A 25,919-nucleotide genomic window follows, 5' to 3' on the forward strand; every position below is an offset into this window, starting at 1 on the left:
TATGGAAAATATTTATCCTTACTTATATCAATATTTGCTGGTAAATAAGATTTTACTACTACCCAATATCGGAACATTTTCGTTGAGTAGTGTTGGTGCGCGATACGATTATCCTACGCAACAGATGCAACCGCCTAAATCTGATTTTACATTTCAAGTGCAGTCCAACCAAAAAAAGAAAGATCACAATCTTTACGAGTATTTGAAAAAAGCATTGCACTTGGAATCTAGTGAGGCGGCGGAAGAAATATTTGATAATTATACCGCCGAAATTTCTAGTCAGTTAGAAAATCACGCAAATGTAGAATTGCCAGGACTGGGAGTATTGATATACAGAAGTCGCACACTAGCCTTTGACAATAGTTTCGAACCTCAATCATTTTATCCCAATTTAAATGTGTTACCCATTTCCAAAAATGGAGAAACGACAACAATTAAATCAGGAGATGCCGAGTTCTCAAGAAAAGAGATGGAAGCAATGTTGGAGAAAAAGAGAAAAGGTATTGCATGGTGGATCTATGTTTTATTGACGCTGGGCACATTGGTAATTGCAGCAGGCGTTTATTATTACTATATAAAAATGAATCGTTAATAAATCTTTTCGTCTTTATTTTCCTTCTGAGAAGGATTTTCAGGATCTTTATCTGGTGTGCGAAAAATAAATTCACTACCCCATTTAAAGGTCTTATTTATGCAAAGTCCTATCAAACATCCAATCATTACAGAAACTACACGCATGATCGCCCCTTGCCAAGAATGGTGATCATCTTCGTAAATCATTACTATAAAAAATCCGACCAACGCTGTACGAGAAACCGTAATCAATTTAGTCGCGGTACAAATAGTAATAATAACTACAACGCCAATAAGAATACAAATTAATGCCGCGGTAGAAGATTCTATGGAAATAAGTTTACCCTTATTTAAATAATTTTGCAAAGACCAACAAGCCAAGCCAACTAAAGGCCCTATCGTATTTCCCTTCATACGGTCAAAAGCGACTTTACTATTATTGTCATGTGTAACAGAAAGCATTAGGGAAATAATCACCCAAAATATATCATCTCTATAAATAGGTAATATTAGAAATAACAAAAAAGAACCCGCCACACCTACTACACATTTGATAATGTATTCCGTGTATTGGAAAGGTGTAATGCCCGTATGTTCTTCAAATTTTTCTGGATCTAATAATTCCATATTTACAGTTTCAAAATTGTTAATGGTGCAAAATTATAGCAAATCTGGAAGTCTACACCAATTGAACGTTCGTTAGCCGATTTGGAATATTTTCAACGCAACTGCCGATACAGGTTCGTCCGAAGTCGCAGGAATAGACAACATCTGAGTAGCCCCTATTTGATCATCATTTGCATCTATTAATTTAAGTTCAATAGTATGCGCGTCATCGTTTCCTTTATGGATAGAAATCAAAATTTTGGGTAAATTTTGATCTTCATTCCACTCAATTTTCGTTTTACGCAAACCCGTTTCTATAATTTTGGCAAATGCCGCATCATCAGATTGAATTTGCAATTGCATTTTAATTTGAACATCGGAGAACGGTACCAACTGACTATATTGTTTCAAAAACTCATTTTGATAGCTCAACTCTTTGACATTATCACCTTGCTTGTCTGCACAAGTTGCCGCGGCTTCATATAGTCTTGCGAGATACAATTTTTCATAGTCTGTATCAACTTGCGGATTTCCGACAATTTGATCTAGATTGTGTTGCGCCTCATCTTTATCATTATTGAGCAATTGAAATTTTGCCGTAAATAATCGAAAATATTTTTGAATATTGACTCGGTAATCATCACGTTGATATTGCTCATATTTATGAATAAAATAAGGCGCGTTAAAACCTTTAAGTAAATACCAAGCTTCATCAAAATTGGTTGTTGATTCCGAACAAAATAAGTCATAGACCATTCGATCTCTATCCGCATTATGAGAAAGTGCATTCACCGCTACATAATTAGCAATAAACTGCTTAATTTTCCAAACAAACACCGTAAACAAATACTTGGGAGAATACCACCAATTTTTATGTAAAAATTTTTCTAAGGCAATTTTTTTGTCCCACAATTGCACTTTTAATAATTGGCTGGTAAATTTATATTGTTGCAAAGTCAAGGTCGTACCGATACTTACTTCTTGAAAATTATCCGCTTTTTCCAACGCAAGCGAACAACTATCTAATTGCCCATCATACAAATAATCTCTAGCCAAGGCAAGATTGTACCATCCAAATCCAGGTTTCGAACCGTTGGCTTCGATGATACCTTGTGACATTTGAATAGCCGATTTTGTATCCCCTTTGTACACTAATAGTTCGGGTAAATAATAGTACGGTTCTTTCAACATATTACCAGAAACTGCATTTTTATCCATATCAAAATATTGATATGCTTGCTTGAAATTTCCTAATTCGGATTGTAAACCGCCATAGTTATTCCAAGAGATCATGCCACTTTGTTCGAGTATATTATAGTAAAATGCGCTACTATCGTATTTCTTATTATAGGTCAATAACAAAGCTAAATAGTGAAAAATATTGAGTTGATCACCAAAAGATTGTTGTGGTCCAAACCATTTGTCATTTTCCTCTTTATTTTCCATGATATTATCCAAACCTTCATGGCACCAATCCAACGCCATTTTTTCATTTTCGGCGATAGAATTTCTTAAAAAAGCAAAATCTTTCGTAGTGTAGGTCCTAAAACGGTGATACAACCAAGCACGCTGACTCGCCACTCCACAATAGTCTTTTCTAAAATGAAAATGATCTATTTGGTCCAGTAAATCCATGGATTTATCCGGCTGATCCGTATTATTATAACATTCTAACAATGCATTATTGAGTGCGATATAGTCCTGATATACGGGAAGATTTTTGGAAAAATTCTCTTGACTTGTATATTGATTTTCTAATGCATTCCCATAGTCGTGTATCAATAGTTGGATCGATTTCACTAAAGGTTCTGCCGCCAACCGATACCCTTGATAGTCTGCACTATGATTATATTTATACATACCGTCCAACATCCAACCCACATAATATGTACTATCCAAACGAATAAATTCTTTCGAACTAGAAAGCGCTTCTTCGCTATTGAGATTGATGTTTTTTTTCTTAGTATCAATCTCTTGTCTAGCGATAAGATTGCCTTGTCCCCATACAATTATAGGAATACAACTAAGAAATAATAGAAATATTTTAAAAATAGTTTTCAACGCGATCGATTAATTTGTTGGCTTTTGAAACGAAGGTTTTAGATCAGAAAGACGTCTTAATTCATTTGCCAAAATTTCGGATAAGGCGTTATCTTTTGCGTCTTTGCTCCTAAACAATAGTCTATGTTGCAAAACAGGATGCGTAATATCTGCAATATCATTTTCCGTTACAAAGTCTCTTCCTTTAACCAACGCATAAGCTTTGAGACATTTTATAAAAATAATCCCCGCTCTAGTAGACGCGCCTAATGCAATATGTGCATTTTCTCTCGTTCCTTGAATAATATTGCGAATCGCTTCTATCAATGAATCATGCAAAAAAACTTCGCTCGCTTGCTTTTGTAGCGTGACGACATCATCAATAGATAATACTTGGTGAATCGTTTGTAGATTATTAAGAATACCCAAATACTCTTTAAAGATCGTCAACTCCGTATCTGGATCGGCGTATCCAAAATTTATTTTCATATAGAAACGGTCCAACTGAGCGGTCGGCAAAGGATAAGTACCTTCCATTTCTATCGGATTTTGCGTAGCGATTGTGAAAAACATTTGCTCTAGTGGATAAGTATTTTCACCAACTGTAATTTGATTTTCCGCCATACATTCCAATAAAGCTGATTGCACTTTTGGAGAAGCTCTATTGATCTCATCCGCCAAAAGTACATTACAAAACAACGGACCTTTTTTAAATTTAAAATCCTTTGTTTCTTCATCAAAAATATTGGAACCAATCAGATCCATTGGAAGTAAATCTGGGGTAAATTGTACACGTTTGAATACAGAATTGCCATGCGAACCAGAAATACTTTTGGCCAATGTTTTCGCCATCACCGTTTTACCAGTACCTGGATTATCTTCCATCAATATATGTCCGCCTGCAAATAGTACGGTCAATAAAAGATTTACCTGCAATTCTTTACCCTTGATAACAGTAGAGATATTTTCAAATAATTTATTGATCGAAACGCTTGCTCCCGCTATATTTTCCATAATTATCGTTTATTTATTTGCAAAAAAATCAAAAACCGGAGAGATCATTACAAACTTGCTCACTCTCGTTTTCCAAGATATTTGTTGATTTATTTTTTTCCTAAATTTGTTCAAAATTTGATTGGAGAATGCCAATTCTTCTTGAGACAATGGCTGTTGACTATATTTATATTTCTGATAGATATTAGAAAATTTTTCCAAATCAGTTCCGAAATGTCGATCAATTTCACGACTATATTTTTCCGGACTTTCACTATCATATTCAATCGACAATTGATTCAAATAAAATTGAATGCTACGATGAACATAATAAGTGGATGTCTTTGCCTTCTTAACCAAGACTTGAAAAATTACCCAAGGCGTCACTGTCAAAACAATAATTACGACCACTAAAATCCAAAAAACAGTAATTAACCAACTAGAAAAATGCACTTTACCATCATTGTCTGCATTTTCATTTTTCATATTGGCTTTATTTTCCTGAGAGACAATTTTAATTTCTGTTACCGGCGTTGGCGTTGGAATAGTTTGTAATAAACTATTGGGCTCATCCGTTGGTGTCGCTTGAATATTTTTCAAACTAGGATCAGAAGATGCCGCTGTAATATGCATTCCTTTTTTGAGTGCATCAAAATTAACTGTGCCTGTATCTGTTGAGACATTGGCAACCTTGGCATCCAAACGAATATCCACTTCAGGTTTTGCATCGAATGATTTGTCCTGAATCATAAAGTTTTTCAATTGTAGTACGACACTTTTATCCGCTTTAGAAATCTCGCTAATCGTACCATCTCCTACAAAATAGGTTTGTAGATTACCCAAAGGCGGCGTTCCATCTGGCTGCGGCGCTTGTTGGGTATTGACATCAGGAATCGTCGTATCAAAATCCATCCATCCATAACCCGGAAAATAAACTTGCACCCAAGCGTGTGCTTGATCTTCATAAAACCAATACCAACCCGGATTTTTACTACTGCGATCTACCGTAAGAAAACCCGCTGCAATCCTACTAGGAACACCCAAACTACGTAGTAAAAACAAAGTAGCTCCGGCAAAATAAGCGCAATATCCTTTGCGATTTTGAAATAAGAAATAAGTCAATTTGCTTGCAGAGGGAATGCCCGGCACACCAGGATTATCAGAGTAGGCAAATAAGTTTTTTCCTGCGGCATCTTTTTGTAAAAAATAATCACGTATCGACAACATTTTGTCCATAGTGGTCGAATCATTACCAGCGATTTCAGAAGCTAATTGCCTTATTTTATCAAACTGCTCTCCTTTCGGAACGGCAGTATAATAGTGCATAAATTCGGAGGATTCTTTTGAATAATCATTTGCCGTACGTAAGATACTATATCTCGATTTTTGGAAAGATTCCATCGCCATATCGCCTGCGGGATTGTAGACAAAATAGGCGCTATTCAAATTGCTCACCCACATCTGCGCACGATAAGCACTTTTAAACTTATCCTTATAATCTTTGGGAACGGCAATCGGCTGCACCATAAAAGCGGTAGAAGGAGCTACGAAATCGCTTGGCGCTAAATCTACTTTATACACTTCAGTAGAGACAACTTTTCGATCCAATGTCGCTTTGGAATTTCTAATTGCAGTACTATCAACTTTGGAAAAATATAGCGGAATCTGCGAAGGATCTGGTTGAAATAAATCATTAGACGGCGCTAATGAATCAATTAAAAAAGACTGGCTCGCCGTATCATATTTGTTGTAATATAAGGAGGTAAAATATAGAGGATTCGGCGCTTCACTTCCTGGCAAAGTATTATTCAAATGCGCGACAAAAACAAGATTTTTATTTTTATTCAAAGAACCAGAAAGGTTGAGTTTGTCATTATTACTCAAGGAACCATCTTTGTTCTTTTTGGTCATATTCGAACTATTATTTTTCCCATTGAATTGACCGCTCGCTAAATCCTTTCCAACTGTTTCAAAATTGGACTTGAACAATAATCCTAATAGAACGATGAAGCCGATTAAAACCAAAGTAAACAACGCTGTCTTTCTTAAAAACAAACGATTGGTCAAAACATTTCCTTCCAGATTACGCAAATATTCGGAAACAAAAATGATGTAAACACTATAAAAAAGTGTCAACCAAAACGCAGAAGTAAATTGACTAATTCGGATCGGTTGATGTTGCGTCATTACAATAATAAAACCTACAAAGACTCCAATACTCCAAAGTATCGTGAATAATCGCCAACGACTTAACCCAACGCCAACAAACCATCCGAAAAAAAACAAACCACCAAAGAGATAAAATTTTATGCTCAACCAAAAAGCGCTAAACTCGCCCAGATCGGTATGATTCAGTGCGTAAAAAACCGCATTTCCAAGGAAATATAAAATCAACGCCGTTGTCAAAAAGCGAAAACGATAACTATAAAAAAATATCGCACCCGCCATTCCAAAAAGGAAATAAACACCTTCTCTAAACCAATTATTTTCCAAAATAGCCAATGCAAAATTAACCTGACGCAACAATGCAAACATGAGAATGCAAGTCGGCAAGCCAATGAACAACAACTGTGCAAGTGATTTTTGAAAACTATTTTTAAGCCTTAACTTCATTCTATTTTTACAAAGAGATTTTGGTAATTCTATTGGATAACAATTGTGCGATGGCGGTTTCATTTTCCACCAAAGCTTTTCTGGAGGTATTCATTTGCCATTGCCATTTATTTTGAAATTCGGGTATTTTTTCCGTTTCCAAAAATACAGTAGGCATCCAAATTTTGGAAGGTAATTGATCAATCATTTCCGAAATTTTTATTTGAATAATCTGTACCGCGTCTGGCAATTGTTGCATCATGCTTTCCACCTCACCAATGGGAATAAGCGAGGATACTAATATTACAGAGACTTTTTCCCATTCTTTTCCTTGTAAAAATACGGGTTGCTCGTGCCAATGTGCGTGCATCAATGCTTTTTCTATTTCTTCCTTGGAGGACAATTCTTGTTTGTTATCATCCACCAATGCCAATACTTTTCCATCCTTTTCTTTTTCTGCCCAAGAAAGATAAAAACTCCAAATGGCATTTTTATAAATATTCAAATACAAGGAATCCAACACAGTGGAACTGCTCGTTTTGAAACCGGAATAAAAGGAACAATACAATAATACATCGGATGCAAATTCGCTTTTGATCTCTGGCGTACGCACCACCAATTCTCCTGAGCGCGCATAGATCGACCACACGATACGGCGGATATCATCATTGTCCTCAAACTGTTTAAATTGATACAGATCACCTTGCGCCATTTGACTGGTTTCCGCACGGCGATCAGACATATCCGCTTTGCGTGGTAACACTTTTACCTCAGGCACTTTTGTTTTTTCAGGTAAATTTTGCAAAAGGAAATGCGCAGGTATTTTTTGAGAAAAAGAAAATAGATGTAAAAAGTCTCCTATATATAATTGAATATAATCTATGGCATAATCTTTTACATCTTGCAATTGAATGACCGCTCGATAATAGGTTTTCTTTTGACTCATTTGAAAATGAGAAGACTCTTCTAACTCTACTAATTTGGATAAATAATTGCCCCCAATAAATTGACATTTTAACAAGCAAAGAGCATGGGCTCGTAATTTGGGTTCAATTTCCAATTGTACTTCAAATAAATCCTTTTTAAACGCATTTTGTTGAATCAGATGTACGCGAATATTTTTACTATTTTTCCGAATTAGCCACCAAGGAATAAAGGTTGTCAATAGTGCAAACAGCAAAATGCAGCCAATTGCATACATGGCAATCGTTTTACATACTTTTAGAATAGCAATAAAACTTTCATTTTGATCCTTTTCTATAATACGCAAACTCATCGCTGCGAGTCCTATCAAGCAGAAAAATAACAATCCATACCAAGTTAATGGCAGACTTGATTTCATCCATTGTTTGCTCTTGTGTAAAAATTCCCATCTCATACTCACTTGTAAAGTTAAGCGTCTTGTTGGTCTTTCAAAGGTTAATTTATTCTTAGAATTGAAATACAAATAAAAAGTTTGAAATATGCAATAACGCTCGTTTCTTTGCCTACTATGAGCGAGGTGATACATTATACAGCATGTCCAATCTGTAATAGCAAAAATATTGCATTTGCCTTAGAGGCGGAGGATTATACGGTGAGTCACAAAAAATTTCCTATATGGAAATGTGAAGACTGTACAGGTTGCTTTACACAAGACGTTCCTGACTTAGAACATATCGGTCCTTATTACAATGCCGAAGCTTATGTTTCCCATTCTGATACCAAAAAAGGAATTATCAATCGCCTGTATCATTCTATCCGAAAAATTACCCTCAAACAAAAACGCAACCTCGTTCAAGAAGAGTCCAAATTAAAATCGGGTAAATTATTAGATATTGGTGCTGGAACTGGAGCATTTGCACATCAAATGAATATAAGTGGTTGGACCGTTACAGGATTGGAACCAGACGAGATTGCACGTCAGAATGCTTTGAAATTGCACGGATTGAATCTACTTCCATCAGATCAGTTATTTTCTTTTCCAACAGAAAGTTTTGATGTAGTTACGATGTGGCATGTATTAGAACACGTACATAGTTTGCATGAATATATGGACGCAATAAAAAAAATCCTACGGCCAAATGGTGTTGCGATGATTGCAGTTCCCAATTACACTAGCTACGACGCGCAACATTATGGCGTTTATTGGGCGGCATGGGACGTACCAAGACATTTGTATCATTTTTCGCCCAAAAGTATGTCTACCTTAGCTGAAGAACATGGCATGGAAGTGGTTCATCATATTCCTATGATATTCGACAGCTATTACGTAAGTATGTTGAGTGAAAAATATAAAAATGGCAAATACAAAAATCTCTCTGCATTCATCAATGGGAATGAATCAAACACAAAAGCACAACGCGATCCAAAAAAATTTAGTTCGGTTATTTATGTAATCAAGAAGAAATAAAATTTGATAATTATCATCCATGAAAATAGACGATTAACATGGATGATATTTCTATTAACAAGCACATTGTATATCACCAGAGCTTGCAATACTAGCAACCCCTTCAGTTGCATAACCGTCAAATTTCCACCACTCAATTCCGCCCATGAGCTCTTTCACTTTAAATCCCAATTTTGTCATATTGAGCGCTCCTTTTGTAGACGCATTACATCCAATCCCATCGCAATAGACTACATACAAGATTTCCTTATCCAAATGCATTGTAGTTTCTTCATTCATTTCTCTATGAGGAATGTTTATCGCATTTGGAATATGTTCTTTTACAAATGCAAAAGATTTCCTAGCATCAAGTGCCACAATTTTTTCCTTCTTATTTAATGCATCAAATAAATCGGAAGCATCCATCTCAAACGCGATTTTATTTTCGTAATGTTTCATTTGATCAACCATATATTTCATTTTTAAAATGTTAATACTGCAAAACTATAACAACCCAATAGCAGATAAAAACGAAAAGAATTCATCATTTACATCAATTATTTTCATCCACATCTGTATTTTAATTTCGTTCCTTTGCTCAATTATAAAATCGCAATATGGAAATCCGGCATTTACGTCTTATCAAGGCAATCGTAGAGGGTGGCAGTATTACAAAGGCAATCGACACGTTGCATCTCACACAATCTGCCCTTAGTCATCAATTGAAAGAAGCCGAATATCAATTAGGAACAGCAATATTTATGCGGGCAAATAAGAAATTGGTTTTAACAAAAGCTGGTGAAAAACTATATGCGGCATCAAACGAAATATTGTACAAACTTGCAAATACAGAAAAGGAAATTAAACAATTAATTTTCGGAGAAACGGGCGAAATAAGAATTAGCACTGAATGCTACTCAAGTTATCACTGGTTACCTTCTGTATTAAAACAATTTCATCTCATTTATCCAAATATTGAATTGAAAATTGTTATGGAAGCAACACATTATCCCTTACAAAAATTGAAAGAAAATATATTGGATATCGCCATTATAAGTGATCCAGTAAAAGATAAAAACATTCAATATGTTGAATTATTTCAAGATGAGATGTTGATGGTAGTATCAGAAAATCATCCTTGGACACGCAAAAAATATGTCGTTGCCGAAGATTTTATAGAGGAACACTTATTGATACATTCCTTACCTATGGAATCAGTAACTGTACATCAACTTTTATTAGCTCCAGCAAAAATATCTCCCAAAAAGATAACAGCCATCCCACTCACAGAAGCTTCTATCGAGATTGTTAAAGCTGATATGGGTATAATGTCAATGGCTAAATGGGCGTTACTTCCATATCTCAAAAACAACACTATTAAAGCAATTAAAATTGGGAAAAATGGCTTAAAAAGAAAGCATTATATTGCTTACAGAAAGGACAAAAAACATCCTGACTATTTCCAACATTTCCTTTCCTTTTTACAATTCGAAATCAACCAACAATGGACTATATAATCAGAAAATTGGAAGAAAAAGACCTGCCAACATTAGTAGTTTTGTGCCAACATCATGCAGATTATGAACAAGCACCATACGATCCAAAAAATAAAGTGGCATTGCTAAAAAATGCAATTTTGAATTCTACCCCTTCTTTATTCTGCTATGTGATCGCTTGTGAGAGTGGGTTAGCTGGTTATTTTTCTTATACCTTCGATTTTTCGACTTGGGATGCACAGACTTTTTTATATTTGGATTGCCTTTATCTAGAACCTGATTTTAGGGGTTTAAAAATTGGAGAAGCTGTTTTTAATAAATTAAAACAGATTGGAATAGATAATAATTGTGTTAATATTCAGTGGCAGACCCCCATATTCAATGTAAGAGCCATAAAATTTTATCATAAAATAGGTGCTGTCGGAAAAGATAAAAAAAGGTTTGCATATGATTTGTAATCTTACAAAACTTAATAACAAAAAACTATGCTACTTCATACATTAAAACAAATTTTCGTAAGAGATTTATCCAAACTAAAAGAGGAAATAAGCCTATACAATTCTGAATCAAAAATTTGGGAAATAGATGGCAATATTTCAAACTCAGGCGGCAATCTATGTCTGCATTTAATCGGTAATCTCAATACTTATATTGGGAAAGATTTGGGTAAAATTGACTATACAAGACAACGCGATCTTGAATTTTCTTTAAAAAATATCCCCAAAAAAGAACTACTCGAAAAGCTAGATGATACCATTTCCAGAATAGAACGCGCTTTAGACAATTTCTCTGAAAACGAAGTAACACAGCCATTTCCCTATATCGTATTGGGAAATGAAACGACCATTGAATATTTCCTAATTCATCTTGCAACACACTTGAGTTACCATCTTGGACAGATTAATTATCATAGAAGATTGATCGATGATGCTACGAACTAGGGAAAATTTGTTTCAATTTTGTTTCTATATCTCGAAAATCTGAATGTTCTTGATCCGCACCAGAATATTTAGCAATAATCGTCTTTCCTTTAACCAAAAAATCGGCAGGAATAGAAGTCAACCCATAATTATAAAACAGGTTAATCTTTTTATCATTGTAAAAATGTTGAAAATCAGAGATTTCATCTTTTTTTATTGCATCCAACCATTTTTGGCGATCCTCGTCCAACGTAACATAAATAATATTTAGCTTTTTCGAATGGTATTTTTGATACACTTCTTTAATGGTCGAATTCAGCGCTCTACATGGAACGCACCAACTAGCCCAAAATACAATTAAAGTATATGTTGAACTATCCTCCAACATGCCATCCATAGACACTTGTTTCCCCTTGATATCACTGCCCACAATACTGGTAAAATCTGAGCCTATTGGAGCAACTTTTTTAATAAGTAAGCGTTCAAATTCATTCCCATAATAACCAGTTTGAACATTTTGAGATAAGCTATTGAAATATACGATTGCTGAATCATTCGCTATTTGATGGGTAACAAAAGCTCCATATAATAAAAATCCACTTAAAAATGAGTTGGGATGATCTCTTATAAATTGTACATTCTTTAGCGTTAATTGATCTTCATATGACTTCTTTTCTGTTAATATCTTATTTTCTCTATTCATAAGATCATTGGCATCTAAAGTATCATTAGCTTTCAAGGCGGCTTTCCAACGCACATTAAGCGCTCTATATTTTGAGACTATCGGATTAAATTTTTTATAAATGTCAGATTTGCTTCTTTCTAGAGCATCACGCTGATCTTGTGTAACTGACCCTGTCATTTGAAACTCTTTAAAATGTTTTTCAACAACATTAATTTTCATTTTTTTAGCTTCAATAAAGATATTTACAATGTTTGGATCATCAAAATCTACACCACGAGAGGAATCAACATTCCCTACTAATTGCGCAAATGTTGGCTCTTTAATGAATCCTTCAAATGAAAATGTCCCATTTACGATATTGCTTTTTTTTCTAATATAATTATTAGTATCATCCATATATTCAAGCATAATCAGCTTAGTTGATGGATTGGAAATGTGCCCCTCAATACTAAAATGAGAACCTTGTTTAGTTTGCTTATTTTGAGCATGTAAATGGCCCGCTACCAATAATAATTGCAAAAACAATATTATTTTTTTGCAATTAATTAATGTCAATAATCGCATCATCCTATAATTTTTTTAATAATAAAAAAAGCTATTCTGTAGTCTAACATCGAATGCAACTTGGAATATTCAACACCGTAACTGGAGAATGCGTTAAATATTTACCTACTTTAAGTGAATGCAATATAGGCAAACTATTTTTGTGGACGAAATTCTAAAACAAGCACTTCATATGGTTGGAGGGTAATTGTATCCATTTTGCCTCCCTGCTCCCTTCCAATTACTTTATTTTTTCGCACATCAAAGCAAGTGAAATTGCTTTGTAAATTAATTGGTATTTCAAATATTGACTGCAAGTCTAAAGTTGTGCTTTTTATTTTATTAGAAGGATTACGTAAAAGTAAAATGCCCAATTTGGGATTCCATGACGCATAACCATAAATATCTCCATTCGCCGGATCTCCTCCATACCAATGTGAATCAATTAATACACCTTTATTTTTTTGTGCCCAATGTATCGTATTTGCCAAGCTATCCCAAGCTTTACCATCTAACAAATGTGGATTAACATACATCTCTTGTAAGCTTGTTCCATTTGCAAAAAAAGTCCAAAAATCATCTGTTAAATTTGTTAGATCATTTTCTAGTTTGGACGGTAATCCTTTCGTCGCAATGGTAATTCCATGGTTCATTACCGCATTTAAAGGATATAGAGGTGCCTTTTTGACAATATTTTTATAGGTTACGGCATCTCTGTAATTCATCCATTTTTGTCTATTATTTCCATCTCCCATCATTCCCATATCATCTCCACCACGCCAAATATTATCTCCAAATTTCAACCACATAGGCGAAGGCCAAGTACCTACGGTCAAGCTGAAATAAGTATTGGGTTGTTTACTTCTTAAATCATGGATAATATGTAAAAAAGATTCAATATCCTGCTTAAATTCTGCACCTGGCCCTGTGGCCTTTAATCCTGCGCCGACTCCATCAAACTTAAAAATATGCACATTATCTTGACCAATAAATCGATTAGCTGTATTTAAAAAATAATGATAATAGTGACTACCTGCCAACGTAAATCCATTTTCATTCGTTTCTAGTTCTGCATGATAAATTTTAGCATTTTTCTTCCGCAATACAACCGCATCATCATATCCCCCCCAAGGAGAAATCCAAACCCCCATTGCGGCATTGTATTTTTTTCCATATGCAGCCATCCTACTAAACCCTCTAGGAAAATAAGAATTATAGTTCCATAATTTTGTAAAATCATCCCAACCACTATCCCAGAGAAAACCGTCTAATCTAATTTTTCTTTTTACAACCAAACTATCTATCCAATACTGCATCCGATCTAAGCAATCCGACTCCTTCAATGTATCTGCATTATAAGAAAGATCAAACCATGAATTATAATGTAAAAATGGCGCATATTTCCTTGCCCTACTTCTTTCCAAATAATATAAAAAACCTCTGCGAATCTGCTGTTCCGGGCAAACACCAAACACTACATCTACAGAAAAATTTTTGTTGTCAATCGAATCAGAAGGTGCAATTAATTCTAATTGAGATCCTGACAAAGTATCGATTGTAAACATAGGATTCTCAATTGTGAAAAATATATTGGAGCTAAACAATGGAGACCCATCAACCAGTCCAATTGTATTCGGTTGATATTGTCGAGCGATTTTCATTGTTTGAAAATTTGCAATCTTTTTCCATTCAGAATGAATTAAATAATTTATACGAATGAAATTATCACTATCCTTTAAGGAAATATTTTGCGTAACGCTGACTGCATTTCTTTTATTTAAATAATGGAATAGGATACTTTTTTTACCTAGAGCATTTTGAATATTTGGAGCTCCATTCAATTCAAAATCTTTTGCATAAAGATGACTTCCATCCTCCATACTTAATTGAAAAACATCCTTGGCCTGAATAAGAATATCCTTTCCCAGTTGTAAGTCAGTGATATCAAAATTTACATCATTTTGGTTATGCTCAACCGTTAATTTGAGTACATTATTTTGTACATCAATATTGTTTTTTTCTTTGCCAATTTTCGCTTTATCTGGTTGTACCCCAGCATAAAAAACTTGCGCATTACCTATCTGAATAAATAGGAAAGAACATAGCATTAAGACAATTTTCATTTCTATATAAAGTATTTGAACTAGCGAGTAATTTACGCTTTATAATCATAAACCCGCTACGCAAACCTTTGTTTTAGATTCATCCAGTTTCTCTCTAACCATTAATTTTTGATGAGTCCAGATCTAGTTGGTTCTCTACTTTACGCAACGCTTCGTCACTAAAAGCATTACTTCTGCGCATTTCAAACAATTGCATTCTTTGCATACTATATACTTCCAAAAGCATTTGATGATATTGATCAATTTCTTCTAACGTAGTTTCGTCACATTCCAAAGAATCCAGACGCTGTTGACTAATATTTACATTATGTTGTAAATCTTCAAAATAGAAGCCAATCAACTCGTTATCCGTAATTTCTTTTTGGAATTTTTTATTCAAAAACCACATTGCTTTTGTATTCAATTTGAGTTGTATATTGGTAATTTGTTCGTCTTCATTTGCTTCATTATCCAAGGGAAGTTTCACCATTTTTATAATAAATGGAAGTATCAATCCTTGACCAACAAGTGTAACTACAATAACTATAAATGTTACAAAAATGGTCAAATTTCTTTGAGGAAAGTAAATGTTATTTGTTTCACTTATATAAAATGGAATAGATAAGGCAGTGGCTAAAGACACCACTCCGCGCATTCCAGAGAAACTAATTATCAAAGACTCTTTCCAACCAGCGATGCGATTAGGAGAACGTTTTTTCCCAAATTGAATGAAAGATGTTGCATAAACCCATACAAATCGAATTACAATTACTAATAAACTTATAATCAATCCATATTTAATACCGGTACCAATATTTACAGAACCCAATCCTTTCAATATTTCTGGTAACTCCAAACCGATCAATACAAACACCAATGCATTTAAAACGAATATAACAGTCGTCCAAACACCCAACATATTGACACGTGTCTCTCCACTTTGAAATATTGTATTCGCATGATAGGAAATAAATAATCCACCTGTAACGGTCGCCATCACTCCCGAAAAACCAAATGACTCCGCCACGAGATACATTATATACGGAGTCATCCAAGTCAACGCCGCATCAATTGCTGGAGTAGTAGGTAAATATTTATGAATATATTTCATAATAAATCCAATTACTAGTCCTACCAATACCCCCATTATGGCAACCCAGAAGAAACTACCAACGGCTGTCCCTAGAGAAAATGTCCCTGTTTTCACTGCCGTTAAGGCAAAACTTACCACGATCAAGGAAGAAGCATCATTTACCAAACTCTCACCCTCCAATATTGTCATGATTTTTTTGGGTACACCTAAGCCCTTCATCACGGTACCTGCAGCAACTGCATCCGGTGGAGACACGATGCCTCCTAACAAAAATCCCATCGCCAATGTAAATCCGGGAATTAACCATGTACTTGAATACGCAATAATTGAGGAAGTAAAAAATACAAGCCCAAATGCCAATAGAATTATGGGACGTTTTAATTTCCAAAAGTCATTCCACGCCGTATACCACGCCGCTTCGTACAATAAAGGAGGTAAGAATATCAAAAAGATCACATCAGGCTCTATATGAACATCTGGTACGCCAGGAATTAAACTGGTCAGAATACCTGCAATCACTAAGAATATAGGATAAGCAATTTTCAATTTCTTGGCAAGCATTACCAATAGCATTACTGCAAATAATAGCCCAAGAATCAATAATAAATGATGGTGCAAAGGATTTGATTTTTAAAAATAAAATACAATATAGTACACCTTAGGAAATTAAAAAATTAGATAAAAATATTTTTACCTTAGAAATCCTTATTCATGCACTTTGACCAATTTAAAATTGATGAAATGCCCATATAAAATAAAGAATACAGCAGGAATCAGAAGAATCAAATGGAATTGGTGAAAGATTTCTTTTCCAAATAAAAAGACCATTCCGATGCTAAACAAAAACATTGGTTTGGAACTATGATGTAATTTTTTTCCTTTTGATAAGGCAATAATTCCAATAATAAAAGCAATAAAGATCATCGAATATTCAAATACGGAATTATCAATGATATTGATTCCAAAAAGAGGTAAACTCGACAACACAAAGGGCAACAATGCACAATGAATGGCACAAGCTACAGATGCGGTAATACCCAATGCATCCCAATTGAATTTATTTTTAGTCTTTATCATTTCAGAATCGGGAGAGCAAATATATATATTTTTTGCAACATTGTTTTAATTTTTAACATCATGCTAATGTAAAAAGCAGTCATTATGCGTTAACTCTCTTAACATTTGTGTCTAAATCCAACAATCTAATTGTAAATTTGCAACCGAAATTAGTTAAGATGAAAGGAAAAAGATTATGGTTTTATATCAGTTTTTTTGTGATAGTGGCCATTTTATTTACAGTTGCGCTGTATTGGGGTACAGATAATTGGAAAGCCAAACCAGCAGTAATGAATAATGTTAAGCCTTTTGCATTTGAAACACAAGATGGACGTAATTTCACAAGGCAAAATATGATTGGGAAAGTTTGTGTTGTCGAATATTTTTTCACACATTGTACAGGCATTTGTCCTCATCTCAATACCAACATGAAAGAGGTTTACAATGAATTTAAAGATCATCCTGATTTCTTAATCATGTCACACACTTGCGATCCAGAGAGAGATTCTGCTTCCCAACTTAAACATTATTCTGATTCATTGAAAATTGATAATAATAAGTGGGTATTTTTAACAGGTAGAAAAGATAGTTTGTATAAAGCAGCGCGCGAAAGCTATTTGTTAGATGATCCCAAAAATGCCCTGCAAAATATCAACGATCAATTTATTCATACTCAATTTTGGGCAGTTGTAGACAAAAACGGAATGGTGCGTGGACAAATATTTGATGGTTTAAAAAAGGATGAAATTGCCCAAATGGAAGATTTGGTAAAAGAATTATTGAAAGAAAAAGTCGGACCTACAAATACCAATTTTATCCTAAATTAGTAAAAGAAAGGAGGGGAAAATGAAAGACATTCAACAAATATTAAAAGAAAATAAACTTAGTGTTACCGACACTAGAACCATTATTTTAAAATTATTTTTAAAATCCAAAGGTGCACTTTCTCATGCAGCGATTGAGAAATCAACCAAAGCCCAATTAGATCGTGTCACTATTTATAGGACTTTACAGAGTTTTTTGGAAAAAGGTATTATTCATACTATCCCAACGGACGATAATTCCATTCAATATGCATTGTGCAAGGGAGACTGTAAAGAAGGCGAGCACAACGACAATCACATTCATTTCATTTGCAAAGAATGTGATACAACCTATTGTCTTGACCATACCGCAATACCAACCATCAATTTACCCAAAGGATTTAAAAGTGAAGAGGTAGAAATAGTGGTAAAAGGAATCTGCGAACATTGCAATGAGTAATTATATTACTTTTCAAAAAAGCCTTCATAAATTAATTTATGAAGGCTTTTTTAATTTTACAAATGAAATATTACCGTGAATTAATAACAAATGGATAAAAATATCTATGTCATTAACGAAAATTTCTTTTTAATCTCGCTTTTTTCTATATTCGGACAACGTTATACTATTAAATAAATATAATGAACTTCACCGAAGAATCTATCCTGCAACTAGCGCCGGATGATGCCTCTGCCAAAGCCGGTAAACAATTAGCGACGACTGCCAAGTGGGTCAATGCGCATCAACACGATTTAGCGTTGTGGGGTGAGTGCAAAGGCAGTGGTAAAAATCCGTATTTCACACAGATTGATCTTCAGAGTATTGCCTTCAAATGCTCTTGCCCGAGCCGCAAATTCCCTTGTAAACATGGATTGGGATTGCTTTTTTTATGGCTGAGTCAACCCAATTTTTTCCAAAAAGAAACCGAACTAGCAGAAAAAGTAAACGAATGGTTGGGCAAAAGGCAAGAAAGATCCGAAACAAAAGCCGCAAAGGCGGACAAACCGGTAGATGAGGCGGCGCAGCAAAAACGTCAAGAACAGCGCGAACAAAAAGTACAAAACGGTTTGGAGGAATTGGATATTTGGATGAAAGATATTATCAGAACCGGCATCCAGAGTATTCCTGCCAATCAATACAAGGTTTTTAACAATATCAAATCGCGCATGGTGGATGCGCAAGCGTCGGGTATTGCGACGATGTTTGCCGGATTGGAAGATTTGAATTATTATGAGGAAGGTTGGGAAATGAACCTGATGCGCCAATTTTCCAAAATATTTTTCATCAAAGAAGCTTACAATAACAAAGAGCAATTGTCGCCCGAATGGCAACAAGAACTCCGCAATTGGATCGGCTGGAATGTTTCCAAAGAAGATTTGGCGAATCTGCCAGTTACAGAAGATGTGTGGCAAGTGCTTCATTTGGAAAAAACACCTTTTGAAAAACTCACGTCTGAGAAGGTTTGGCTCTACGGTTTGCATTCTGGCGCATTCAGATATCAATTACAATTTTACATGCCGCAGCAGGCGATTTCCGCACAATTATTGGTTCCCGGAAATTGCATCAAAGCCAAAGTGGTTAACTATCCGGGCATGGAATCGCAGCGTATTTGGATAAAAGATTTTATTGATGACAAAACGGACTTTTCGCTCACTGGCGAGCCGACTTCTTTCTCCCAAATCCTACAAGAAATTACGGCTGTAAAAAGTAAAAATCCTTTGAAAGAAGGTATCCCAACGATTTTGCATCAGGTGAAATTAGTCACGCACAATCAACAATGGTTTTTGACCGACCGAGCCCATAAGAGCATTCCCGCATGGCAGACGGACAAAGCCTTGTGGAAGATCTGGGCGCTCACGCAGATGCAGCCATTTGACTTGTTTGGCATCTATGATTTCGGGAAATTAAAACTCCTAAGTATTTTCTACCAAAACCGATTTTACACGATATGATAGAGGAAGAAATTGTAAAAACGGCCTTATTGGGCACGGACAGATATCAGCCAAATTTGCAGTTCGATTTTTCGGATATAATGCAAAAAATTGAAGCGAAAGCGGCAGATAAAGAAAGTCGTTTTTTGCAACAAACGGCGACCTATTTTATGGTAAAAGCGGCATCCATTCCGCTTTCGGATGTGGCTGTGGAGGATTTGGAAACGCACGATTCGGAAAAATATATTTCGGAATCTACACAGAAAATTTTGCAAAGCGCCTTGAATGAGGACAATCAGGTTTTGCTGCAATATTGCTTTTATCTATTCCAAAAAAGAAAGGAAATCATTACGCCGTATTTGGTGCCAGATATTTTGGAAAAATATGCTTCCGCCAATCAACGACAGGAGATTTTGCCACTTTGCGGATTTATCGGAAAAGAAATTTTGAAGTTTAGAGGCGAAGAAATCCAAGCAACAAATTCTGTAGAAAGCGATGTTGAAGTGGCGAGTTTTGCGCAGATAAAAGAATGGATTACCCAAACTAGAAAGAACAGTCCGAGTTCAATTTGGGAAAAAGAAGAGGAGAAAAAGCAAAGTGCATTCGAGGAAATTTTAAATAATGAAAAGCCCGATCGACGTGCTGAATTGTTGGAATTACTGCAAATAAATCTATCCAAATCCGACAAAACATTTCTTTTACCCCAACTGAAAACCAAGAGCAAAACGGTTAAAACGGTCGTTATTCGTTTGTTGATGCAGATTGAAAATTCACCCGTTCAGGAAGATTTCAAAACACTTCTGAATGAATTGATTTCCATTGAAATACGCAAACAATTATTGGGTTTGAAAAAAACGACTGCAATCGTCATTCAAGAAAATCACACTTTGACTGCGGCACAAAAAGCGTACGGTTTGGATGAAATCAGTAATGTAAAAGGCGTTTCGGATGGTATTTACCAATTGGCGCAGTGTATTGAGGTGATGCCTTTGTCATTGGTTGCGCAGACCATCAATTTGCCTGAGGCGGACATTATTCAACAATTGTATTTTGACCTCAACAACAATCATTTGCAATTGGCATTTATGGAAAATGCGCGCACTTTTCACAATAACGATTTGATACGCAAAATTGTGGGTACGGGTGAACGATTAGGCTTGGCTGCTTATTTGCCTTTTCAAGAGGCGAGTGATTTTTACAAAAAAGCATTGAAATCGAGCTTTGGAAATAATAATCGTGATAATTTTTACTTGTTATTCAATTGGTTGTGGAATCTTGAAGGTTATCCGCAATTGGATACCGAGCTGAGCATGTCGATTTTATCCCAACTCAAATCCAATCCTTACACGATTGAAGGCCGCAATTATTACCAATTAGGATTGTATTTACCCAAAGAAATAAAACCTTGGCTCACGCAGGAAATCAATCGTCCGTTGGGCGATAACGAAGGCAATTTTTACCAATTACATATACAACAAACATTAAAAGCTATAGAGGATAAGGCTCTTTTAAACCAATAAACTATGGAAAAATTACGTCAACATGCCGAAGAACAGTTCAAAGAAGAATTGGAAGAACTGATAAAACAAGATAAAGACGAGAAACCCGAAAACTGGAAAATGTCGCCCAAATCTGTCGTAAAATACTTGATGGGTGGCAAGTTGTCCAACGGTTTTGAGATTATGCCCAAATATATTGGCAACCAACGCTTGATGGAAATTGCCGTGGCAACGCTTACGACAGACCGCGCTTTGTTGCTGTACGGTTTGCCAGGAACGGCGAAATCCTGGGTTTCCGAACATTTATCCGCAGCGGTTTCTGGTGATTCTACTTTTTTGATTCAAGGAACTGCTGGCACGGGTGAGGAAGCCATTCGTTATGGTTGGAATTACGCTTTACTTTTGTCAAAAGGTCCGTCAATGGACGCCATCGTAGAAACGCCGATGATGCGCGCCATGAAAGAAGGTCGTATCGCCCGTATTGAAGAGTTGACGCGTGTTTCGTCTGATGTGCAAGACACTTTAATTACTATTTTATCCGAAAAAACAATTCCTATTCCCGAGATCGATACGCAAGTCAATGCAGTGCGTGGATTTAACGTGATTGCGACGGCCAATAACCGCGACAAAGGCGTGAATGAATTGTCTAGCGCCTTAAAACGAAGATTCAATACAGTGATTTTGCCCGTTCCGGATTCTATGAAAGAAGAAGTGGAAATCGTACAACAGCGCGTGGCATCTTATAGTAAATCAGTCAATTTGAAAGTGGAAACATCCATTATTGACGAAATCAATCGTGTGGTGACTATTTTCCGCGAATTGCGCAATGGCGTTACCGCCGATGGCAAAACCAAACTAAAATCGCCTTCTGGCACATTGAGTACGGCAGAAGCGATATCGGTGATGAACAACGGTTTGTCATTGGCTTATCATTTTGGTGATGGACGCATATCTTCCGAAGACATTGCTAGCGGCATCATTGGCGCGATTGTTAAAGATCCTGTTCAGGACAAAATCGTTATGCAAGAATATATGGAAACGGTACTCAAACAAAAAGACGGCTGGAAAGATATCTACCGCGCTTGCAGAGAGATTATTTAACCAAAGTACGATTTGTAATTTTCATTTAAAAATAAATGGCGACACATATATTTGGCATACGACATCATGGTCCAGGCTCGGCGAGGCATCTCGTGCAGGCATTGGAAACAGTAAAGCCAGAGATTATTTTATTGGAAGGTCCGCCCGAGGCCGAAAGCATTCTTTCATGGGTAAATGATCCCACGATGGAGCCACCTGTGGCCATATTGGCGTATGTTCCAGACAATCCACACAACGCGGTTTTTTATCCATTTACCCACTATTCACCCGAATGGCAAGCTATTTTGTATGGATTGAAAAACAATATTCCAATCCGTTTTATTGATATGCCGTTAATGCATAAATTGGCAGATAAGGATGAAGAAATTATTCCCGAAACGACAGAAGACGAGAACGAACCTGTGGAGGAAATTTTGGCCATTCAAACTGACAAAGAATTGGAGGATGAAATAGTTGAAATACGAAGAAATCCAATAAGCTATTTGGCAGAAATTGCTGGATTTGCGGATGCAGAAGAATGGTGGGAGCAAAATTTTGAATTGTCTCATGAAGATCCGCTTTTGCTATTTGAAACGGTAAAAAATGCGATGCAGGCACTTCGGGAAACGATTCCGAATGTGGAAGAAAAGATTGATTTACAAAGAGAAGTCTTTATGCGCCGCGCTATTCAAAAAGCATTTAATGAAATGTATGGTACGATTGCCGTGGTTTGTGGCGCTTGGCACGCGCCAGCACTAGAACAGACATTCAAACAAAAAGAGGAAAAAGAACTCATCAAAGACCTGAAAAAAACAAAGGTTGAATGCACTTGGATTCCCTGGACCAATGATCGCTTGATGACCGCAAGTGGTTATGGTGCCGGCATCATTTCGCCGGGGTATTACGATCATCAATGGTTTCATCCGGAAGATGATGGCACTTTGTGGATGACCAAAACCGCACGTGAATTTCGGAATCAGAAAATGGATATTTCCTCAGCGCACGTGATAGAAGCTGTGCGGCTGTGCCAATCTTTGACATCGCTTCGAGGTTTGAATAAATCAGGTTTAAAGGAAGCAATTGAAGCTACGCAAACGGTGATGTGCATGGGGGATTATTTGCCCATAACCTTGCTCAATAAAGATTTGATAATTGGCAATAAAATCGGGGCGATTCCCGACAGTTCTCCACAGTCGCCGTTGCAAGTCGATTTTGAAAAACAGTGCAAATCCTTGCGTTTAAAAAGTACCGAAGGCGAGACGACGCTGACATTGGATTTGCGTAAGCCGTTGGATTTAAACAAAAGTATTTTCCTACATCGCTTGATGATTTTGGGCGTGGATTGGGGAAAGAAAGATGCGGTGAGTTCGAAAGGCACGTTCAAAGAGCAATGGCGACTGTATTGGAAACCCGAAATGCTGATAGAGTTAATTGCAAAGTCTGCAATGGGCAATTCCATTGAGATTGCGGCAGATTTTCAATTAAGAGAAATTGTAGAAAAAGAAACCACATTGAAAGCGGTTGCTGAGTGGCTGGAATTGTCGATTCCAGCCGAATTGAGCAAGGCGACGCCTGTCTTGTTGCAAAAAATGGACAAACTTGCAGCGGCAGCTTCCGATATTGAAATGCTGATTACTGCGCTGTTTCCACTTTCTGAAATATTGAAATATGGCAATGTGCGTCAGTCTGATAAAGAGGGCGTGAAAGATATTTTCACCAGTATTTTCTACCGAACTTTAGTTGGTTTGCCTATTGGCTGTGTGGGCATCAATGTGGAGCAAGCAATGGCGATTTCCACACATATCAAACGACTACATAAGGTCATTTTGGTTTTAGATGAGGAAGAATTTACAAAGGAATGGCACAAAACGTTGGCAAAACTAGGCAGTAACGACCAGATTGCACCGTATATCAGCGGTGTTGTGCAAAAAATCGCTTTGGAATCGGAGATTTTTACCACAGAAGAAACCGCTGCCGCTTTTAGCAGAGCCCTTTCGGTAGGTGCACCGATAGAAATGAGTGCTCAATGGTTAGAAGGATTTTTGCATGATGCGGCGACAATTTTATTATTGGATGAGCAGATTTGGACGATTGTTTACGAATGGGTGGCAACTTTGGACGAACAAACATTCAAAGATCTTTTGCCTATTTTAAGAAGAACATTTAACGAATATGCCTCTCCCGAAAAAGACAAAATCGCTCAGAAAGTAAAACGCGGACCTTCCTCAAAATCAAGCCAGGTCAAGCCTGCAGCAATTAATTTGGACACCGACAGAGCGCTACGAGCGATTCCTGTCATAGAATATCTTTTAGGATTATGAGTACTACAGAAACCGAAATCAGAAAATGGCGCCTAATCCTTGGCGAGGATGCAGACACAACATTGGATTATAATCTCTCGGGTGAAGACGAAGGGATGGACAATGCATTGAGTTATTTGTACGATGCTGACAACCGCAAGGGTGGCATGGGAAAATCTGCGCCAAAAGTCTCTCGTTGGCTGAAAGATATTCGCCAATATTTCCCATCGAGCGTGGTAAAAGTGATGCAGGAAGATGCGTTGAAAAAATACAATCTGACTTCTATGTTGACCGAGCCAGAGATGTTGGAAACCGTGGTGCCAGATGTACATTTGGTCGCTAACTTGATGGAATTAGGTGGATTGATTCCGGAAAAAACAAAAGCCACTGCAAGATTAGTGGTAAAAAAAGTGGTGGACGAACTCATCCAAAAATTGAGCGGACCAACGCAGCAGGCGGTTAATGGAAGTCTGAGCAGAGCCGTGCGCAATCGTCGTCCCAAACACAATGAAATCGACTGGAATGCCACCATCAAGAAGAATTTAAAAAACTATCAACCTGATTATCATACCATTATACCAGAAATCAGACTAGGATATGGTCGCAAACGCAAAGCAATGAAAGACATTATTTTGTGTATTGACCAAAGTGGATCGATGGTAACTTCAGTGGTATATTCGGGCATTTTTGGTGCGGTGATGGCTTCTATTCCCGCCGTAGATACCAAAATGGTTGTTTTTGATACGGCAGTTGTTGACTTAACAGAAGACTTGAAAGACCCAGTGGATATTTTGTTTGGCGTGCAACTTGGCGGCGGTACGGATATCCACAAAGCCTTGACCTATTGTCAGCAATTGGTAACACGTCCAGCAGACACAGTCTTGATTTTAATTACAGATCTGTACGAAGGAGGTAACGAAAAAGAAATGCGCAATACCATGAAAAGTATTGTGGATGCGGGCGTTCAGATGGTAACATTATTAGCACTCAGTGATGACGGGGCACCCTATTACGATCATAAAAATGCAGAATTCTTAGCAGCGATTGGCGTTCCGGTATTTGCGTGTACGCCAGATCTATTCCCAGATCTGATGGCCACCACATTAAGCAAACAAGACATCAGCCAATGGGCAGGAAATAATGATATTAAGATTGATGGGAAATAATTTCATTCGCATTGTACATTAAAAAGCCTTCGCAAATATTAATTTGCGAAGGCTTTTTATAAATATTCT

The 25,919-nt window shown here is 36.4% G+C and carries 22 protein-coding genes; 12 read left to right on the plus strand and 10 right to left on the minus strand.

What is annotated here, in order from left to right; translation table 11 throughout:
• The first annotated feature begins 1 nt into the window (after window position 1).
• Entirely contained in the window at window positions 2–592 is a 591-nt protein-coding gene (locus E0W69_RS14790; protein WP_131330827.1) for a hypothetical protein, read from the plus strand.
• On the opposite strand, the gene E0W69_RS14795 is transcribed toward E0W69_RS14790, so the two are convergent.
• From E0W69_RS14795 to E0W69_RS14815, 5 genes are all read right to left on the minus strand, one after another.
• Entirely contained in the window at window positions 589–1,200 is a 612-nt protein-coding gene (locus E0W69_RS14795; protein ID WP_131330828.1) for an FUSC family protein, read from the minus strand. The two genes, E0W69_RS14790 and E0W69_RS14795, sit on opposite strands and share 4 nt — an antisense overlap.
• Before the next feature lie 72 nt (window positions 1,201–1,272).
• Window positions 1,273–3,240 carry a hypothetical protein gene (locus tag E0W69_RS14800; RefSeq protein ID WP_131330829.1) on the minus strand — a complete coding sequence of 656 codons (1,968 nt, stop codon included), beginning with the start codon at window positions 3,238–3,240 and terminating at the stop codon, window positions 1,273–1,275.
• A gap of 9 nt (window positions 3,241–3,249) precedes the next feature.
• A complete protein-coding gene (locus E0W69_RS14805; RefSeq protein WP_131330830.1) occupies window positions 3,250–4,233 on the minus strand; it encodes an AAA family ATPase in 984 nt (327 codons plus the stop codon).
• A gap of 9 nt (window positions 4,234–4,242) precedes the next feature.
• Entirely contained in the window at window positions 4,243–6,825 is a 2,583-nt protein-coding gene (locus E0W69_RS14810; protein ID WP_191967869.1) for a transglutaminase domain-containing protein, read from the minus strand.
• A 7-nt stretch (window positions 6,826–6,832) separates the two neighbouring features.
• Window positions 6,833–8,251, minus strand: a complete 1,419-nt coding sequence (locus E0W69_RS14815; RefSeq protein ID WP_225321276.1) for a DUF58 domain-containing protein — start codon at window positions 8,249–8,251, stop codon at window positions 6,833–6,835.
• A 9-nt stretch (window positions 8,252–8,260) separates the two neighbouring features.
• Between E0W69_RS14815 and E0W69_RS14820 the strand changes: the two genes are divergently transcribed.
• A complete protein-coding gene (locus E0W69_RS14820) occupies window positions 8,261–9,196 on the plus strand; it encodes a class I SAM-dependent methyltransferase (protein WP_225321277.1) in 936 nt (311 codons plus the stop codon).
• A gap of 54 nt (window positions 9,197–9,250) precedes the next feature.
• Here E0W69_RS14820 and E0W69_RS14825 read toward each other — a convergent pair whose 3' ends face one another.
• On the minus strand, window positions 9,251–9,634 hold the full coding sequence (locus E0W69_RS14825) for a rhodanese-like domain-containing protein (protein ID WP_225321278.1): 384 nt from the start codon (window positions 9,632–9,634) through the stop codon (window positions 9,251–9,253).
• Between the two features lie 158 nt (window positions 9,635–9,792).
• Here E0W69_RS14825 and E0W69_RS14830 point away from each other — a divergent pair, with 158 nt between their 5' ends.
• The 3 genes from E0W69_RS14830 to E0W69_RS14840 are packed head-to-tail and all read left to right on the plus strand — an operon-like array spanning window position 9,793 to window position 11,612.
• Window positions 9,793–10,692 (plus strand): LysR family transcriptional regulator, encoded by a 900-nt coding sequence (locus E0W69_RS14830; RefSeq protein ID WP_131330833.1) that lies wholly within the window; start codon window positions 9,793–9,795, stop codon window positions 10,690–10,692.
• Window positions 10,680–11,129, plus strand: coding sequence for a GNAT family N-acetyltransferase (locus E0W69_RS14835; protein ID WP_131330834.1), 450 nt, complete (start codon window positions 10,680–10,682; stop codon window positions 11,127–11,129). Before E0W69_RS14830 ends, E0W69_RS14835 begins: the two co-directional genes overlap by 13 nt.
• Window positions 11,130–11,156: 27 nt before the next feature.
• Window positions 11,157–11,612, plus strand: a complete 456-nt coding sequence (locus E0W69_RS14840) for a DinB family protein (RefSeq protein WP_131330835.1) — start codon at window positions 11,157–11,159, stop codon at window positions 11,610–11,612.
• On the opposite strand, the gene E0W69_RS14845 is transcribed toward E0W69_RS14840, so the two are convergent.
• The 4 genes from E0W69_RS14845 to E0W69_RS14860 all read right to left on the minus strand — a co-directional run bounded on the left by E0W69_RS14845 (window position 11,602) and on the right by E0W69_RS14860 (window position 17,091).
• Window positions 11,602–12,795: a TlpA disulfide reductase family protein gene (locus E0W69_RS14845; RefSeq protein ID WP_191967871.1), complete on the minus strand. Its 1,194-nt coding sequence runs from the start codon at window positions 12,793–12,795 to the stop codon at window positions 11,602–11,604. The two genes, E0W69_RS14840 and E0W69_RS14845, sit on opposite strands and share 11 nt — an antisense overlap.
• Before the next feature lie 179 nt (window positions 12,796–12,974).
• Window positions 12,975–14,942 carry a hypothetical protein gene (locus tag E0W69_RS14850; RefSeq protein ID WP_131330837.1) on the minus strand — a complete coding sequence of 656 codons (1,968 nt, stop codon included), beginning with the start codon at window positions 14,940–14,942 and terminating at the stop codon, window positions 12,975–12,977.
• 94 nt (window positions 14,943–15,036) lie between these two features.
• On the minus strand, window positions 15,037–16,632 hold the full coding sequence (locus E0W69_RS14855; RefSeq protein WP_131330838.1) for a Na+/H+ antiporter: 1,596 nt from the start codon (window positions 16,630–16,632) through the stop codon (window positions 15,037–15,039).
• An 87-nt stretch (window positions 16,633–16,719) separates the two neighbouring features.
• Entirely contained in the window at window positions 16,720–17,091 is a 372-nt protein-coding gene (locus E0W69_RS14860) for a MerC domain-containing protein (RefSeq protein ID WP_131330839.1), read from the minus strand.
• Window positions 17,092–17,249: 158 nt separating this feature from the next.
• On the opposite strand from E0W69_RS14860, the gene E0W69_RS14865 reads away from it, so the two are divergent.
• The 7 genes from E0W69_RS14865 to E0W69_RS14895 all read left to right on the plus strand — a co-directional run bounded on the left by E0W69_RS14865 (window position 17,250) and on the right by E0W69_RS14895 (window position 25,850).
• Window positions 17,250–17,897: an SCO family protein gene (locus E0W69_RS14865; RefSeq protein ID WP_131330840.1), complete on the plus strand. Its 648-nt coding sequence runs from the start codon at window positions 17,250–17,252 to the stop codon at window positions 17,895–17,897.
• A gap of 19 nt (window positions 17,898–17,916) precedes the next feature.
• Entirely contained in the window at window positions 17,917–18,333 is a 417-nt protein-coding gene (locus E0W69_RS14870) for a Fur family transcriptional regulator (protein WP_131330841.1), read from the plus strand.
• A 182-nt stretch (window positions 18,334–18,515) separates the two neighbouring features.
• Window positions 18,516–19,826, plus strand: coding sequence for an SWIM zinc finger family protein (locus E0W69_RS14875; protein WP_131330842.1), 1,311 nt, complete (start codon window positions 18,516–18,518; stop codon window positions 19,824–19,826).
• Window positions 19,823–21,325, plus strand: coding sequence for a DUF5691 domain-containing protein (locus tag E0W69_RS14880; RefSeq protein ID WP_131330843.1), 1,503 nt, complete (start codon window positions 19,823–19,825; stop codon window positions 21,323–21,325). Before E0W69_RS14875 ends, E0W69_RS14880 begins: the two co-directional genes overlap by 4 nt.
• A gap of 3 nt (window positions 21,326–21,328) precedes the next feature.
• Window positions 21,329–22,405, plus strand: coding sequence for an ATP-binding protein (locus E0W69_RS14885; RefSeq protein ID WP_131330844.1), 1,077 nt, complete (start codon window positions 21,329–21,331; stop codon window positions 22,403–22,405).
• A 35-nt stretch (window positions 22,406–22,440) separates the two neighbouring features.
• Window positions 22,441–24,705 carry a DUF5682 family protein gene (locus E0W69_RS14890; RefSeq protein WP_131330845.1) on the plus strand — a complete coding sequence of 755 codons (2,265 nt, stop codon included), beginning with the start codon at window positions 22,441–22,443 and terminating at the stop codon, window positions 24,703–24,705.
• Entirely contained in the window at window positions 24,702–25,850 is a 1,149-nt protein-coding gene (locus E0W69_RS14895; RefSeq protein WP_131330846.1) for a VWA domain-containing protein, read from the plus strand. The genes E0W69_RS14890 and E0W69_RS14895 overlap by 4 nt, the downstream gene beginning before the upstream one ends.
• The last annotated feature ends 69 nt before the right edge of the window (window positions 25,851–25,919 follow it).

This window comes from Rhizosphaericola mali, from assembly GCF_004337365.2.
Lineage (GTDB): Bacteria > Bacteroidota > Bacteroidia > Chitinophagales > Chitinophagaceae > Rhizosphaericola > Rhizosphaericola mali.

Bases quoted from the DNA above. Each gene is read 5' to 3' on its own strand.
- E0W69_RS14790 (WP_131330827.1), top strand. From the start codon at position 2: ATGGAAAATATTTATCCTTACTTATATCAATATTTGCTGGTAAATAAG.
- E0W69_RS14795 (WP_131330828.1), bottom strand. From the start codon at position 1,200: ATGGAATTATTAGATCCAGAAAAATTTGAAGAACATACGGGCATTACA.
- E0W69_RS14805 (WP_131330830.1), bottom strand. From the start codon at position 4,233: ATGGAAAATATAGCGGGAGCAAGCGTTTCGATCAATAAATTATTTGAA.
- E0W69_RS14810 (WP_191967869.1), bottom strand. From the start codon at position 6,825: ATGAAGTTAAGGCTTAAAAATAGTTTTCAAAAATCACTTGCACAGTTG.
- E0W69_RS14825 (WP_225321278.1), bottom strand. From the start codon at position 9,634: ATGAAACATTACGAAAATAAAATCGCGTTTGAGATGGATGCTTCCGAT.
- E0W69_RS14830 (WP_131330833.1), top strand. From the start codon at position 9,793: ATGGAAATCCGGCATTTACGTCTTATCAAGGCAATCGTAGAGGGTGGC.
- E0W69_RS14835 (WP_131330834.1), top strand. From the start codon at position 10,680: ATGGACTATATAATCAGAAAATTGGAAGAAAAAGACCTGCCAACATTA.
- E0W69_RS14840 (WP_131330835.1), top strand. From the start codon at position 11,157: ATGCTACTTCATACATTAAAACAAATTTTCGTAAGAGATTTATCCAAA.
- E0W69_RS14850 (WP_131330837.1), bottom strand. From the start codon at position 14,942: ATGAAAATTGTCTTAATGCTATGTTCTTTCCTATTTATTCAGATAGGT.
- E0W69_RS14860 (WP_131330839.1), bottom strand. From the start codon at position 17,091: ATGATAAAGACTAAAAATAAATTCAATTGGGATGCATTGGGTATTACC.
- E0W69_RS14865 (WP_131330840.1), top strand. From the start codon at position 17,250: ATGAAAGGAAAAAGATTATGGTTTTATATCAGTTTTTTTGTGATAGTG.
- E0W69_RS14870 (WP_131330841.1), top strand. From the start codon at position 17,917: ATGAAAGACATTCAACAAATATTAAAAGAAAATAAACTTAGTGTTACC.
- E0W69_RS14875 (WP_131330842.1), top strand. From the start codon at position 18,516: ATGAACTTCACCGAAGAATCTATCCTGCAACTAGCGCCGGATGATGCC.
- E0W69_RS14880 (WP_131330843.1), top strand. From the start codon at position 19,823: ATGATAGAGGAAGAAATTGTAAAAACGGCCTTATTGGGCACGGACAGA.
- E0W69_RS14885 (WP_131330844.1), top strand. From the start codon at position 21,329: ATGGAAAAATTACGTCAACATGCCGAAGAACAGTTCAAAGAAGAATTG.
- E0W69_RS14890 (WP_131330845.1), top strand. From the start codon at position 22,441: ATGGCGACACATATATTTGGCATACGACATCATGGTCCAGGCTCGGCG.
- E0W69_RS14895 (WP_131330846.1), top strand. From the start codon at position 24,702: ATGAGTACTACAGAAACCGAAATCAGAAAATGGCGCCTAATCCTTGGC.